Annotated in this window: 12 protein-coding genes; all 12 read right to left on the bottom strand. The window is 63.6% G+C overall.

From position 1 onward, the window contains the following. Nucleotides 1-162: 162 nt before the first annotated feature. Nucleotides 163-1,569 (bottom strand): amidase, encoded by a 1,407-nt coding sequence (locus AYR47_RS26625; protein WP_061448975.1) that lies wholly within the window; start codon nucleotides 1,567-1,569, stop codon nucleotides 163-165. Beyond that, the gene (locus AYR47_RS26620; protein ID WP_033903292.1) at nucleotides 1,566-2,834 is read right to left on the bottom strand and encodes a Zn-dependent hydrolase; all 1,269 of its coding nucleotides are present in this window, start codon (nucleotides 2,832-2,834) and stop codon (nucleotides 1,566-1,568) included. Before AYR47_RS26620 ends, AYR47_RS26625 begins: the two co-directional genes overlap by 4 nt. A 13-nt stretch (nucleotides 2,835-2,847) precedes the next feature. Beyond that, nucleotides 2,848-3,543 carry an ABC transporter ATP-binding protein gene (locus tag AYR47_RS26615; protein WP_028617000.1) on the bottom strand — a complete coding sequence of 232 codons (696 nt, stop codon included), beginning with the start codon at nucleotides 3,541-3,543 and terminating at the stop codon, nucleotides 2,848-2,850. Then, on the bottom strand, nucleotides 3,543-4,292 hold the full coding sequence (locus AYR47_RS26610) for an ABC transporter ATP-binding protein (protein WP_033903288.1): 750 nt from the start codon (nucleotides 4,290-4,292) through the stop codon (nucleotides 3,543-3,545). The genes AYR47_RS26615 and AYR47_RS26610 overlap by 1 nt, the downstream gene beginning before the upstream one ends. Next, nucleotides 4,289-5,299, bottom strand: a complete 1,011-nt coding sequence (locus tag AYR47_RS26605; RefSeq protein WP_061448974.1) for a branched-chain amino acid ABC transporter permease — start codon at nucleotides 5,297-5,299, stop codon at nucleotides 4,289-4,291. Before AYR47_RS26605 ends, AYR47_RS26610 begins: the two co-directional genes overlap by 4 nt. A gap of 1 nt (nucleotide 5,300) precedes the next feature. Next, nucleotides 5,301-6,161, bottom strand: coding sequence for a branched-chain amino acid ABC transporter permease (locus AYR47_RS26600; protein ID WP_016974865.1), 861 nt, complete (start codon nucleotides 6,159-6,161; stop codon nucleotides 5,301-5,303). Nucleotides 6,162-6,219: 58 nt separating this feature from the next. Then, nucleotides 6,220-7,422, bottom strand: a complete 1,203-nt coding sequence (locus tag AYR47_RS26595) for an ABC transporter substrate-binding protein (protein ID WP_061448973.1) — start codon at nucleotides 7,420-7,422, stop codon at nucleotides 6,220-6,222. 95 nt (nucleotides 7,423-7,517) lie between these two features. After that, on the bottom strand, nucleotides 7,518-8,288 hold the full coding sequence (locus AYR47_RS26590) for a FadR/GntR family transcriptional regulator (protein ID WP_033903284.1): 771 nt from the start codon (nucleotides 8,286-8,288) through the stop codon (nucleotides 7,518-7,520). Nucleotides 8,289-8,325: 37 nt separating this feature from the next. After that, on the bottom strand, nucleotides 8,326-9,138 hold the full coding sequence (locus AYR47_RS26585) for an alpha/beta fold hydrolase (protein WP_082781542.1): 813 nt from the start codon (nucleotides 9,136-9,138) through the stop codon (nucleotides 8,326-8,328). A 104-nt stretch (nucleotides 9,139-9,242) separates the two neighbouring features. Then, nucleotides 9,243-10,646: an efflux transporter outer membrane subunit gene (locus AYR47_RS26580; protein WP_033903282.1), complete on the bottom strand. Its 1,404-nt coding sequence runs from the start codon at nucleotides 10,644-10,646 to the stop codon at nucleotides 9,243-9,245. Beyond that, nucleotides 10,639-12,609: a MacB family efflux pump subunit gene (locus AYR47_RS26575; protein WP_033903281.1), complete on the bottom strand. Its 1,971-nt coding sequence runs from the start codon at nucleotides 12,607-12,609 to the stop codon at nucleotides 10,639-10,641. Before AYR47_RS26575 ends, AYR47_RS26580 begins: the two co-directional genes overlap by 8 nt. 1 nt (nucleotide 12,610) lies before the next feature. Beyond that, nucleotides 12,611-13,780 (bottom strand): efflux RND transporter periplasmic adaptor subunit, encoded by a 1,170-nt coding sequence (locus tag AYR47_RS26570; RefSeq protein WP_033903280.1) that lies wholly within the window; start codon nucleotides 13,778-13,780, stop codon nucleotides 12,611-12,613. Nucleotides 13,781-13,827 lie beyond the last annotated feature (47 nt).

Genomic DNA, 13,827 nt, shown 5'->3' with positions numbered 1-13,827 from the left:
TTGGGGGGCCGCCGCCACGCGCCATCCATGGCGCGGGGCGGCTAAACCGGCATCCCTGCCGGTTTACCCCCCAAATCCCTGCCGAATTCCGGCCAGCGTGTTTGACGGGGCGCCTGAGATCAAGATCAAGAGCGGCTCGCTTCGCATCGTGGTTGGCGGGGTCTACAGGGGTTTGGTGATTGGGGCTTGTAAGTGCTTTGTGGGGAATGCTTTTGCATATACCTGGCACACCCGCAACACCTGCTCGTCGGCAAATCGTGCGCCTACTACATGCAACCCCACGGGTAAGCCATTTGCCGCCAACCCACACGGCACCGATGCCGCCGGTTGCTGGGTCAGGTTGAAGGGGTAGGTGAATTGCGTCCATTGTGTCCACTCCTGTAAACCGGAGCTGGGTGGTACGTTGTGCCCGGCCTCGAATGCCGTGATCGGCATCATCGGCGACACCAGCACATCGTAGTGTTCATGAAACGCCGCCATGCGTGCCACCAGTGCGGCGCGGGCTTCAAGGGCTGCGTTGAAGTCGTCCAGGCTCAAGCGTTCGCCGCGTTGGGCGATGCGCAGCAGGCCGGGGTCGAGCAGTTGTTTTTGTGTCTCGCTCATGGCGCCGGTCAGGCGTGCCGCGCCGGCTGCCCATAGGGTGCTGAAGACGTCCAGTGGGTCACTGAAACCGGGGTCGATCTGCTCGACGTGGGCGCCCAGTTGTTCCAGGCCTCGCACCGCGTCCGCCACCACTTTGGCCACTTGTGGGTCGACCTCTACGTAACCGAAGTTCGGACTGTAGGCCACGCGCAACCCTTTCAAATCCGTACCCGGCGTCAACCATGGTGTGGTGCGTGGAGCACCGATCAAGCCATCCCGTGCGTCCGGCTGGGCGATGGTTTGCAGCATCAAGACGCTGTCTTCCACCGTACGGGTCATCGGCCCCAGGTGCGACAGGATGGTCATGGAACTGGCCGGCCATTGCGGTACATAACCGAAGGTCGGCTTAATGCCAAAAGTGCCAGTAAACGCACAGGGAATCCGGATCGAACCGCCCGCATCGCTGCCCTGGTGCAGCACGCCCAGGTTCAACGCCGCCGCCGCGCCCGCGCCGCCGGACGAACCGCCTGCCGTGGTACGGGTGTCCCAGGGGTTTCGGGTGATGCCATACAACGGGTTGTCGGTGACGCCTTTCCAGCCGAATTCCGGGGTGGTGGTTTTGCCCAACAGTACCGCACCGGCCTTGCGCATAAAGGCCGGGAAGGGCGCGTCGATGTCCCACGGCCCCTCGGCGGATGAGGTGCGTGAGCCCTTGCGGGTCGGCATGCCGATGGTCAGCGTCAGGTCCTTGATCGAAGAGGGCACGCCGTCCAACGGGCCGCAGGGCTGGCCGTTGAGCCAGCGTTGTTCCGAGGCGCGCGCGGCGTTCAGCGCGCCTTGCGGGTCCACGTGGCAATAGGCATTCACCACCGGATTGAAGCGTTCGATACGCAGCAGGGCATCCTCGGTGACTTCCACCGGCGACAAGGTCTTGTCGCGAAAATGCTGCAGCAGTTGCACCGCCGTCAGTTGGCCGATCTCACTCATGCGATTTCCCCCTGCGCCGCATTGACCATGGCGCGCAGCAATACCGCGCAGCCCGCTGCCAGGTCATCCGGCGCGGCGTTTTCGATTTCGTTATGGCTGATGCCGCCTTCGCAGGGCACAAAGATCATCCCGGCCGGACCCAGTTCAGCGACGAAAATCGCGTCGTGGCCGGCACCGCTGACGATGTCCATATGGCTCAAGCCCAAGGCTTCGGCGCCTTCTCGTACTGCGTTGACGCAGGCTGGGGCGAAGTCCAGCGGTGGGAAGTCGGCGGTTGGCGTCAGTTCATACGCCAACCCGTGCCTGGCGGCGGTGGCTTCGATCACGCCGCGCACTTCATCGACCATGGCGTGTAGTTTGTCTGCATGCAGGTGACGCAGGTCGAGGGTCATGTGCACCTGGCCGGGAATCACGTTGCGCGAACCGGGGTGCAGGCTCAGGCAACCGACCGTGCCGCAGGCGTGGGGTTGCTGTTGGTGGGCGATGCGGTTGACCGCGCTGACCACCTCGGCAGCGCCGACCAGGGCGTCCTTGCGCAGGTGCATCGGCGTCGGGCCGGCGTGGGCTTCGACGCCGGTGAAGGTCAGGTCGAACCACTTCTGGCCCAGGCAGCCCATGACCACGCCGATGGTAGTGGCCTGGTCTTCCAGCACCGGGCCCTGTTCGATATGTGCTTCGAAGTAAGCGCCGACCGGGTGGCCGAGCACGGCGCGGGAGCCGGCATACCCAATGCGTTGCAATTCGGCGCCCACCGACAGGCCCTGGTCATCGACTTTGTCGAGGGTGTCCTGCAAATCGAACTTACCGGCAAACACCCCGGAACCCATCATGCACGGCGGAAAACGCGAGCCTTCTTCGTTGGTCCACACCACCACTTCAATCGGCGCTTGGGTTTCGATGTTCAAATCATTCAGGGTGCGGATCACTTCCAGTCCGGCCATTACCCCATAACAGCCGTCGAACTTGCCGCCCGTGGGTTGGGTGTCGATATGGCTGCCGGTCATCACCGGGGGCAGGGCCGGATTGCGCCCGGCGCGGCGCGCAAAGATATTGCCGATAGCGTCGACCGTGACGCTGCACCCGGCGGCCTCGCACCATTGCACAAACAGGTCGCGGGCCTGGCGGTCGAGGTCGGTGAGGGCCAGGCGACATACGCCGCCTTTGACGGTGGCGCCGAGCTGGGCCAGGTCCATCAAGGATTGCCACAGGCGGTCGCGGTTGATCAGCGGGGCGTTGCTCTTGAGCGGTTGCGCAAAACTATTCATCAGCAGTCTCCGGTCAGGCACTCAGGGCCAGGTAACGGTTTTTGATGGTCGGGTCGGCGCGGAAGGCTTCGGCGCTGCCCTCGTAGACCACGCGGCCCTGTTCGAGCACGTAATGGCGGTCGGCGAGCTTGTCGCAGACCATCAGGTTCTGTTCCACCAGCAACACTGGCAGGCCGTCGTCCTTGACCTTGCGCAGGATCTTCACCAACTCGTCGACGATCACCGGTGCCAGGCCTTCGGTGGGTTCATCGAGGATCAATAGCTTGGGATCGTTGAGCAGGGCACGGGCGATGGCGAGCATCTGCTGCTCGCCGCCGGACAACGCGTGGCCAGCGTTTTTGCGGCGTTCCTTGAGGCGCGGGAACATGGCGTACACGTCTTCGAGCTGCCAGCGGCTGGTCTTGCGTGCGGCGATGCGCAGGTTTTCTTCGACGGTAAGCAGGCGGAAAATCCCACGGTTCTCCGGCACCAGTGCCAGGCCCTGGCGGGCAATTTCGAAGATCTTCTGGCCCACCAATGCCTGGCCGTTGAAATGGATCTGGCCCTGGCGCGGGCAGATGATGCCGAGGATGCTGCGCAAGGTGGTGGTCTTGCCAGCGCCATTGCGACCCAGCAGCGTCACCAGTTCGCCAGGGTTGACGGTCAGCGACACACCTTCCAGCACATGGCTCTTGTCGTAGTAGGAATGGATGTTCTCGACGATCAGCATCAGGCAGCCTCCCCAAGGTAAGCGGTGCGCACGCGTTCATCGGCGCGCACGGATTCGGGCGTGCCTTCCACCAGGATCTGGCCGTGGCTCATCACCGTGATGCGTTGGCTGATGGACATGACAATACTCATGTTGTGTTCGATCAGCAGCACCGTGTGGTCGCGGCCGAGGTCGCTGATCAACTGGGTCATGATCGGGATGTCATCGATGCCCATGCCCGAGGTGGGCTCGTCGAGCATCAACAGTTTCGGCTTGGAACAGATCGACATGCCCACCTCCAGCACCCGCTGCTGGCCGTGGGACAACTCACCGGCCAGGGTGTTGGCGCGGGCGGTGAGTTGCAGGCGTTCCAGCACCTGGTCGGCCATCTCCAGGTGTTCGCGCTTGCTGTCGACGCGGCGCCAGAAATTCAACGCGAGCGCGCCGTCACGGCCTTGGGCGGCCAGGCGCAGGTTTTCGCGCACGCTGAGGTTCTGGAACAGGCTGGTGAGCTGGAACGAGCGCGCCATACCCAGGCCGACGCGGCCGTGAGCAGGCTTGCGCATCAGGTTCCTGCCGTCGAAGTGAATCGCCCCGGCGGTGGCCTGGCGTTCGCCCGTGAGGCAGTGGAACAGGCTGGTCTTGCCCGCGCCGTTAGGGCCGATGATGGTGTGGATGGTGCCGGCCTCGACCTTGAGGTTCACGCCGTTCACCGCGTGGAACGCGCCATAGGCCAGTTCCAGGTCTCTGGTTTCCAGCAGAATGCTCATAGCCCTTCCTCCTTGGCGACAGCGGCCGTGTTGCGATGGCCGCGTACCTTTTCGAACAGCGACGCCAGGCCGCCCCACAAACCACCGCGCATGAAGATCACCACCAGGATCAAAATCACCCCCAGCAGCATCAGCCAGCGCGGCCACAGGTCGGAGAGGAAATCCCCGAGCAGCACGATGGAGCCAGCGCCGAGCAGCGAGCCGAACAATGAGCCGGTGCCGCCGACAATGGTCATGATCAGGATGTTCTCGGACATCGCCAGGTCGATATTCGACAGCGGCACAAAGTGCAGCAGCATGGCGTACAGCGCGCCGGCAATCCCGGTAACGGCGCCGGACAGCACAAACACTAGGATCTTGAAGTGCCGCGTGTCGTAGCCGATGGCCGAGGCGCGGGTTTCGTTTTCGCGGATCGCCATCAAGGTGCTGCCGAACGGCGAGGCGATCACCCGGCGGGCGCCGATGAAGATCAACAGGAACAGCACCGCGACAAAGCCGTAAAAGGCGCGGGCGTCGGCCAGTGACAGCAGCACGGTTTCACCTATGCGGATCTCCGGGCGCGGCACACTGAGCAGGCCGTTGTCGCCACCGGTCCAGTCGCTGAGGGTGTAGGCGACAAAGTAGGCCATCTGGCTGAACGCCAGGGTCAGCATCACGAAGTAGATGCCGGTGCGACGGATGGCCAGGGCGCCCACCAGCAACGCCAGGAAACCACCGGCCACGGCGGCACCGAGCAACGCGGTGAACAGGCCTAATTGCAGATGGATCATTAGCAACGCCGCGCAATACGCGCCGGCCCCGAAGAAGATGCCTTGGCCGAAGGAGAGCAGGCCGGTGTAGCCCAGCAGCAGGTTGCAGGCCAGGGCCGCCATGGCAAAGATCAGGATCTCGGTGGCCAGGGTCGCCGACGGCAGTATCAAGGGCAGGCCGATCAGCACCGCCAACACCCACAGCAACATCGCGCGCGATTGCGTCTTGGCAAACGGTAGGGGATTTTTCTCGCTCATGTCAGGCTCTCCCAAACAGGCCGTAGGGACGGACCAGAATCACCACGGCCATGGCGCCGTAGATCATCAAGCTCGCGCCCTGGGGCCAGAGTGTGGTCATCAGGCTTTGCACCACGCCCACCAGCAAACCGCCGACCAGCGCACCGCTGAACGAGCCCATGCCGCCGATCACCACCACCACGAAGGCCACGCCGAGAATTTCCGGGCCGACAAAGGGCTGCGCGCCGCGCAACGGGGCGAACAGCACGCCCGCGACACCGGCCAGGGCCACGCCGAGGGCGAAGGTCATGGAGAACAGCCGGAAGATGTTGGTGCCCAGCAGCGACACGGTTTCGGTGCTTTCACTGCCGGCCCGCACCAGGGCGCCGAAACGCGTGCGTTCCAGCAGCAGCCACAGGCCCAGGCCGACCAGCCCGGAAAACACGATGAGAAAGAGGCGGTAGTAGGGGTAGACGAAGTCACCCACCACCAGCACGCCGCGCAGTAGTTCCGGCACGGCGACGCTTTTGCCGACCGGGCCCCAGATCATCACGCTGGCCTCCTGGATGATCAGCGCGATCCCCAAGGTCACCAGGATCTGGAACATGTGCGGTAAGTGATAGATGCGCTGGATCAACAACCGTTCGATGGCCCAGGCCAGCGCGGCCACCACCAGCGGCGCAATCAGCAACGCCAGCCAGAAGTTGCCGGTGAGGCTCACGGCGGTGTAGCAGATGTAGGCACCCAGCAGGAAAAACGCGCCGTGGGCGAAGTTGACGAAGTTGAGCAGGCCGAAAATGATCGTCAGCCCGACCGCGATCAGGAAGTAGATCATCCCCAGCCCAAGGCCGTTGAGGATCTGGAACAGGTAAAGATTAAGCATGCAGGAACCCTCTGCAGGAAGCCGCTTGCACGGCCCTGCGCTACCAAATTCAGGGGGATCAGCCGAGCGTGCAGCCCGTGGCTTCCACCGGCGGGAACGACTGGCCGGCCCTGAGCACCTTGGCCAGGTCATCCTTGTCGGCCATGTCGGCGGTGGCCTTGCCGATCAGCAGGTAGTAATCCTTGATCACCTGGTGGTCGCCGGCGCGGATCGATTCCTTGCCGGTGGGCCCTTCGTAGCTCAGGCCTTGCAGAGCCTTGGCCACGGTCGGCCCGTCGAAGCTGCCGGTAGAAATAATGGCTTCGAGCATGACCTTGGTGCTGATGTAATCGGCGGCCAGCGGGTAGGTAGGGTTGATGCCGTATTTGGCTTGGGTGAGCTTGACCAGTTCACGGTTGAGCGGGGTGTCGACCTGGTGCCAGTACTGCGCGCCGAGATACACGCCTTCCAGCACGTCGCTGCCCAGTTCCTGGAACTGGTCGAGGCCGGCGGACCACACCAACAGAACTTTCATACGTTCCTTGATACCGAAGTTCACCGCTTGGCGCAGGGTGTTGGACGACTGGCTGCCGAAGTTGAGCAGCACCAGCACATCGGGTTTGGCGGCGATGGCGTTGGTCAGGTAGCCGGAAAACTCCTGCTCCTGCAACGAGTGGTAGCTGTTGCCGATGTGTTCCAGGCCGTTTTCCTTGAGCACATTCTTCGCGCCTTCGAGCAGCGCTTCGCCGAACACGTATTGCGGGGTGATGGTGTACCAGCGCTTGGCGTCCGGCAGCAGCTTGATCAGCGGCACCATGGTTTCGCGGATCGCGCCGTAGGTAGGCACCGACCAGCGGAAGGTTGCCTTGTTGCAGTCCTTGCCGGTGACTTCATCGGCGCCCACCGGGGTCATGAACACACCGCCGACCTTGTCCACTTCCTTGGCCACCGCCAGTGCCGAGGACGACAGGGTGCAGCCCTGGAAGAACCGCGCGCCATCCTGCTGGATGGCTTCCTGCACCTTGCGCACGGCCTTGCCGGCATTGCCCTCGGTGTCGATCACCTTGTAGTTCAGTGGGCGGCCGAGTAGCTCGGGGTGCTGTTCCACCGCCAGGCGCGAACCCATGTCGGCAAACTTGCCATAGCTGGCAAAGGCGCCAGACATGGACTTTAGGCCGTAAAAGGTAAAGGGCTCGGCGGCGAATGCAGACCGGATGCTCAGCGGGAGGCTGAGGGCGGCGGCTGCGGTAAGACTGGCTTTCAACAACGTACGACGCTGCATGGGGTGACTCCCTGGTTTAGTTATTGGCAGGAGTGGCAATGGCGATACGGTGGAGCAAGGGCCTGTGGGCAGGCCTGTTATTGGAGGGGGGGCTGTCAGTGGGTGTGATCGAACTCCAGCAAAAAGTGCGGGCTGACCTGGCCTTCAAGGGCGGTCATGTGGTGTTCGGCATCGCACATGTGTTCATGCATCAAGCTGCGCACCGCGCTTTCATCCCCGGCACGAAAGGCGATCAGCAACTGCTTGTGATAGTCGAGGTTGGCGGCGTCGAACTGCTTGCGCTTGGGCTTGTAGGCTTTTTTCAGCACCACCAGGTCGCGCAGCAGATCGTTGAGGAACTGCGCCATGAAACTCAGCAACGGGTTGGGGCAGGCCTTGGCCAGCAGGTTATGGAACTCCAGCTCCGCCAGGCGCTGTTCACGCTGGCCGGCTTCACTGTCTTCGGGGGCGCTGCAAAAATCCACGTTGTCTTGCAGGGCCTGGTAGTCCTCTTCGCTCAAGCGCCCGAGCACCGATACCGCCAGTTCCACTTCGATGACTTTGCGCAGTTGGTACACCTGTTCGCCGTCCAGATGCTGGAAGTGCAGGTAGTTGCGCAACGCGCGGCTGGCCGGTTCGGTGCCCGCCTGGTTCAGGTAGGCGCCGCCGCTGGGCCCGGTGCGTGTGCTCACCAGGCCTTCCACTTCCAGCGCCTTGAGCGCTTCGCGGGCCGAACCTTTGGAGCACTGGAAGCTTTCCATCAGCTCGCGTTCGGTGGGCAGGCGGTCGCCGGGCTTCAAGGCGTCGGTGACGATGGAGCGCTTGACCGACTCGACAATCACATCGGACAGCTTCTGGCGTTTGCGTCGTAGCGGGCGGCTTAGCATAAGTTCGATTTATCGTATTAATGCGGATTAATAGCACTTAATAACGATCGGGATGCAGCGTCAACGGCGGGTGTCGTTTTCGATGGCAACAGGTCGCAATCGGATGGTTACTCACCTTGCCCGAATCCAGGCAACGTGTGGATGGCGGAGGCTGCTTGCCGAAGACCAGGAAGTCGCCCACCCAGCGGTTGATGCAGCTGCTGGCATCCTGTTTGGCCGTTTCTTTCAAGCGTAATTGTTCGACCTGGGGCGCTGCCGATTCAGACGGCTGCGCATTGACCAGCACCATGCGCGCCACCCGTTCGGGAAACAGCGCCGCGTACCGGTTGCCCAGGCGGGCCGCATCGGCATTGCCCAGGTAGAGCAGTTGGGCGTCGCCCAGTTGGGTGCGGACAAACTCCAGGTCCTGGGCGGCCTGTTCGACGCCATTGTCGTTGCCGAGGTCGCGGGGGCTGAGTTCGATGACGTCGTAGCGGTTGACCAGCGTGCGATACGCCGGGTTGGAGTAGGAGCCCCAGAGGCTGGTCAGGTGAATGACAAAGGTGCCGCCCTGGTTCCTTTTGGGGGTATCGCCAGCTTGGGCGAACACCACGCCTTCGCGGTTCAGCGGGTCACGGGCGCCGACGCGGGTCAGGTAGAGACGCAGATTGCCTTGCCGAGGCGCGGCGTAATTGCGCGGCACGCTCACGACCCCGCATTGGGTGCGTTGCAGCACTTCAGGGTCCAGGCGTTCAACGGTGGGCAGTGGGCAATCCAGCAGCCAATCAATGGCGGTGGGGGGAATCAGTTCTTGGGCAGCACTGGCTGTTACCCAGAGACAGGCGCACGTCAGGTATTTTGCGACAGTCATCAAGAGGTCCTGGGCAACCGTGTGAGAGCGGTTTTTTTACCAAGGACCTTTGGTCGAAGAATGTAGGGCGAGAAGACAGCTGATGTACGAAAGCGGAGTTTTGTTTATCGGATCTGTGTCTGCCAGCCGCCGCCCAACGCCTTGTACAACGCGATGCTGGCCTGCAGGCGCGACAGCCGCAGTTGCACATTCTGGTCCTGGGCCGCGTACAGGGTGCGTTGGGTTTCCAGTACCGTGAGCAGGTCTTCGGCGCCAGCCTGGTAGCGGCTTTCAGCGATCTGGAAGGCGGTCTGGGCCTGTTGCAGTTCTTCGCTTTGCCATTCGCGCTGCTGGTCGAGACGCGTGATGCTGCTGAGGGCTTTTTCTACGTCGGCAAAGCCGTTGATGATCGCACCGCGATAGGTTTGCAGCAGTTCATCCTGGCGCGCGCGGGCCTTGTCGCGTTCAGCACTTAAACGGCCGTTGTTGAAGATCGGCGCCACCAGCCCGGCGGTCAGCGTGTAGTAGGGGCTGCGCAGGACATCCACGGCCTTGTAGGCGTCGGAGCCCAGGGTTGCGCCGAGGGTGATGGCGGGCAGCATGGCCGCGCGGGCCACGGTGACGTCGGCCTGTGCGGCCGCCAACTGCGCCTCGGCCTTGGCGATATCAGGACGGCGGCTGAGCAATTGGCTCGGCATACCGGCACCGATCGTTGGCCAAGTGAGTGCCTGGAATGGCTCTGCGCCCAGATCCAACGTCTGGACCGGTTGGCCGAGGAGGGCGGCCAGCGTGATCCGCGACTCTTCGGCCAGTTGCTGGATCAGCGGCAGTTGGCGTTGCTGGCTGGCCACCAGGCTTTTTTGCTGGGCCAGTTCCAGGGCGGTGGCGGAGCCGGCGTCATAGCGGGTCTGCACCAGGTCGAGCACGTTGCGCGCATTGGCCAGGTTCAGCTCGGCGATTTGCTGGCGCTGCTGCGCGGCCAGGGTTTGCGCGTAGCGGTCGGCCACGCTGCTGAGCAAGGTCAGCTCCACGGTGGCCTGGTCAAATTCGCTGGCGCGCAGGCTATGCAGGGCGCTGTCGCGGGCAGCGGCGCGGCCACCCCAGAAGTCCACTTCGTAGCTGGCGCTGAGGTTGGCGCCAAAGTTGTCGACGGCGTCATCGCTTTGCGTTGCGTCAAGGTCCGGTCCACCCGGGCCACGCAACAGCTTCTGGCGGCTGGTGGTGAGGTTGAGCTTCACTTCCGGCAACAGCGGCGCGCCGGCAATCACTGCACTGGCTTGGGCCTGGCGCACGCGCGCGGTGGCGGCGGCCACGTCGAAACTGTCACGCCGGGCCTGTTCGACCAGACGGTTGAGCTGCGGGCTGCCAAACTGCGTCCACCATTGCTGGTTGGTGGCTTGGGCAGCGTCGCGTTCGGCAAATTGCCAGGCGGCAGGCGCTGCAATCCCGCTGTCGAGCGCGGGCGGGTTGCCGGTGCAGGCGCTGAGTAGCACGCACAAGGCAGGCAGGTAGAAGGACTGTTTATTCACTGGTCAACGCCTTAACCGGATCGAGCCGGGCAGCTTTACGGGCCGGCATGAAGCCGAATACGACGCCGGTGACGAGTGCGCAACCAAATGCGCCAAACACCGCCAAGAGGGAGAACTGCACCGCCACCTTGGCCAGTACCAACACGCCGCCGACCAACAAGGCGAGGGCGATGCCACACAAACCGCCGACCACCGAGAGCATCACCGCTTCCGTGAGGAACTGGCGCAGGATGTCGCGCTGGCGTGCGCCGGTGGCCATGCGGATGCCGATTTCACGGGTGCGTTCGCGCACGGTCATCAACATGATGTTCATCACGCCGATGCCGCCCACCAACAGGGAAATCGCCGCAATCGAACCGAGCATCAATGACAGCGTGTTCTGCGTGCGGGCCTCGGCCTGGATCATCGCGGCGTTGTTGGTCAGCTCGTAGTCGCGCTTGCCGTTGTGCAGTTTTTGCATCAACTGATCAATGGCGACCTCGGCTTCGTGGACCTTGCGCGCATCTGCCGCCGCGATCACCACATACTCGGGGTTGTAGCTGCCGAACAGGCGCACGCTGGCGGCGGTGTAAGGGATGGCGACGCGGTCGTCACTGTCCTTGTTGCCGGAGGCGGCACCTTTTTCCGCCAGCACACCGATCACCTGGAACGGCACGTTTTCAATCAGGATGTACTGGCCGATCGGGTTGACCTCGCCCTTGAACAGCTTCTCGCGCACGCGATGGCCGATCACCGCCACGGTGGCGGCGGCGCGCTCGTCGGCGGCCGTGAAGTAACTGCCCTCGACCACCGGCCAATTGAAAATCTCCGGGAAATTGGTGTCATTGCCGCCCACGTAGGCCATGTAGTCCACGTTGCCGTAACGCACCCCGGCTTCGCTGCCGTTGACCGGCATGATGCGCTGGACCTGGGGCAGGGCCGCCAGCGCGTGGACGTCATCGAGGGTGACAATGCCCAGCGGCGTACGCGGGTTCGGCGACGAGCCACTGAGGTAAATGATGTTGGAGCCGAACGCGCCCATTTGCGCCATGACCTGGCGCTTGCTGCCTTCGCCCACCGCCAGCATCACCACCACCGAGGCTACGCCGATAATGATCCCCAGCAGGGTCAGCGCGGTGCGGAAGCGGTTGATCCACATCACCCGCCAGGCGGCTTGCACCGCGTCTACCAGCTCGGCTTTCCACGCGCCATTGTGCTCGGCGCCGTCGGCCAGGCGCTGGCGCAGGTCCACGGCTTGCAGGGCGCCGTTCGCCAATGCCGGTGCAACGTCGTTGCCGTCGGCCGAATCGCTGATGATCAGGCCATCGCGAATCTCGATGATGCGGTTGGCCCGCGCCGCCACTTCGCGGTCGTGGGTAATCAGGATCACCACGTGGCCTTGGCTGGCGAGTTCGTCGAGCAGGGTCATGACCTCGGCGCCGCTGTGGCTGTCGAGGGCGCCGGTGGGTTCGTCGGCGAGGATGATATGCCCGCCGTTCATCAACGCGCGGGCGATGGAGACCCGCTGTTGCTGACCGCCGGAAAGCTGGTGTGGACGGTTGCCGGTGCGCTCAGCCAGGCCCAGGCGGGTGAGCAGGGCATGGGCGCGGGCATGGCGCTCGGCGGCGCTGATACCGGCATAGATCGCCGGCATCTCGACGTTTTCCTGGGCCGAGCCGGAAGGGATCAGGTGGTAGCCCTGGAACACGAAGCCGAAGGCTTCGCGGCGCAGCCAGGCGAGTTCGTCGCTGTCCAAGTGGGCGACGTTTTCCCCGGCGAACAGGTAGTCGCCTGTGCTTGGACGGTCGAGGCAGCCAAGGATGTTCATCAACGTGGACTTGCCGGAGCCCGAGGCGCCAACGATGGCGACGAATTCCCCGGCATGGATCGACAGGTCGATGCCGCGCAACACGTCGACTTGCGGGCTGTCGCCGCCGCCGTAGGACTTGCGGATGTTCTTGAGTTCGATCAGGGGTGTGGTCAACTCAACCCCCGTTGCCGTCGGCCGGGCCGATCAGCAGTTGATCGCCTTCGCTCAAGCCGTCGAGCACCTGGACGCGCAGGCGGTCGCTGATGCCCACCTGCACCTGGCGTTGTTCGATGCGGCCATTCTTGCCCACGACCTGGGCGATCTGCCGGTTGGCATTGGCCGTGCCCGATAACGCGGCGACCGGCGCGGTGAGGGCGTCCTTGACCTGGCTGGCGACGAAAAATACCTGGGTGGTCATTTCCGCCATCAGCGCGTTGTCGCTGTTGTCCACGTCCAGCAGCACGGTGTACAGCACCACGCGGCCGCTGCCGCTTTTGCTGGTGCTGTTGGGGCTGCCGCTGCCCTGGGTTTCATTCAACGGCTTGGGCGGGATCGGCAGGATCTGGCGCACGGTGCTGGTCCAGCGCCGGTTACCGCCGCTCAGGGTAGTGAAATAGGCGGTCATGCCCGGTTTGACGTGGCCGATATCGGCTTCCGAGACTTCCGCCCACACGGTCATCGGCGACAACTTGGCGATGCGCAGGATCAACGGCGTCTGCTGTTGGGCGTTGAGGGTCTGGCCGACCCGCGCGTCTACCGCCACCACGGTGCCGGCCATGGGCGCGTAGATGCGTGTGTAGCCCAATTCCGCTTCGTCACTGCGCAGGCTGGCCTGGGCTTGCTGAATCTGCGCCTGGAACATGTCGACCCGCGCCTGGGTGGCGCTCAGTTCGGCCTTGGCGGTTTGCACGTCTTCTTCACGGGTGGCGTTGCCGGCGGCCAGGCGTTGCTGGCGCTGGTGCTTCTGGCGTGCCAATTCGTGCTGGGCCTTTTGCTCCTGCAATTGGGCCTTGAGGTTTTCGATGGCGTAGCGGCTGGCGTCCAGCTTGGCTTTTTGCGTGGAAGGGTCGATCTCCACCAGCAACTGGCCTTCCTCGACCTGGTCGCCGGCCTCGACGTGGATCTTGCGGATCTGTCCGGAGGCCTGGGCGCCCACGTCCACGTAACGGCGCGGCTGCAGGGTGCCCAGGGCGGTCACGCTGTTTTCGATACTGCCGCGGGTGACGGTGACGGTGGTGAGGGTGTCACGCCCCGGCGGCAGCACTTGCCAGGCCGCGACAGCGATAATGGGGATCAGGCACGCGATAACAAGCAAGGCGCGTCGGGCAGGTCGAGGGCGTTTCATGCTTTGGTTCCAGCCAGGAAAGTTCGGACCGCAGTTGCGGGGAGCTG

It is taken from the genome of Pseudomonas azotoformans (assembly GCF_001579805.1).
Lineage (GTDB): Bacteria > Pseudomonadota > Gammaproteobacteria > Pseudomonadales > Pseudomonadaceae > Aquipseudomonas > Aquipseudomonas azotoformans_A.
Note: the sequence above shows the minus strand (reverse complement) of the source record. Positions and strands in the feature narration are given on the sequence as shown.

Excerpts from the sequence above, each read along its gene's own strand:
- AYR47_RS26625 (WP_061448975.1), bottom strand. The coding sequence starts at position 1,569 with ATGAGTGAGATCGGCCAACTGACGGCGGTGCAACTGCTGCAGCATTTT.
- AYR47_RS26620 (WP_033903292.1), bottom strand. The coding sequence starts at position 2,834 with ATGAATAGTTTTGCGCAACCGCTCAAGAGCAACGCCCCGCTGATCAAC.
- AYR47_RS26615 (WP_028617000.1), bottom strand. The coding sequence starts at position 3,543 with ATGCTGATCGTCGAGAACATCCATTCCTACTACGACAAGAGCCATGTG.
- AYR47_RS26610 (WP_033903288.1), bottom strand. The coding sequence starts at position 4,292 with ATGAGCATTCTGCTGGAAACCAGAGACCTGGAACTGGCCTATGGCGCG.
- AYR47_RS26605 (WP_061448974.1), bottom strand. The coding sequence starts at position 5,299 with ATGAGCGAGAAAAATCCCCTACCGTTTGCCAAGACGCAATCGCGCGCG.
- AYR47_RS26600 (WP_016974865.1), bottom strand. The coding sequence starts at position 6,161 with ATGCTTAATCTTTACCTGTTCCAGATCCTCAACGGCCTTGGGCTGGGG.
- AYR47_RS26595 (WP_061448973.1), bottom strand. The coding sequence starts at position 7,422 with ATGCAGCGTCGTACGTTGTTGAAAGCCAGTCTTACCGCAGCCGCCGCC.
- AYR47_RS26590 (WP_033903284.1), bottom strand. The coding sequence starts at position 8,288 with ATGCTAAGCCGCCCGCTACGACGCAAACGCCAGAAGCTGTCCGATGTG.
- AYR47_RS26585 (WP_082781542.1), bottom strand. The coding sequence starts at position 9,138 with ATGACTGTCGCAAAATACCTGACGTGCGCCTGTCTCTGGGTAACAGCC.
- AYR47_RS26570 (WP_033903280.1), bottom strand. The coding sequence starts at position 13,780 with ATGAAACGCCCTCGACCTGCCCGACGCGCCTTGCTTGTTATCGCGTGC.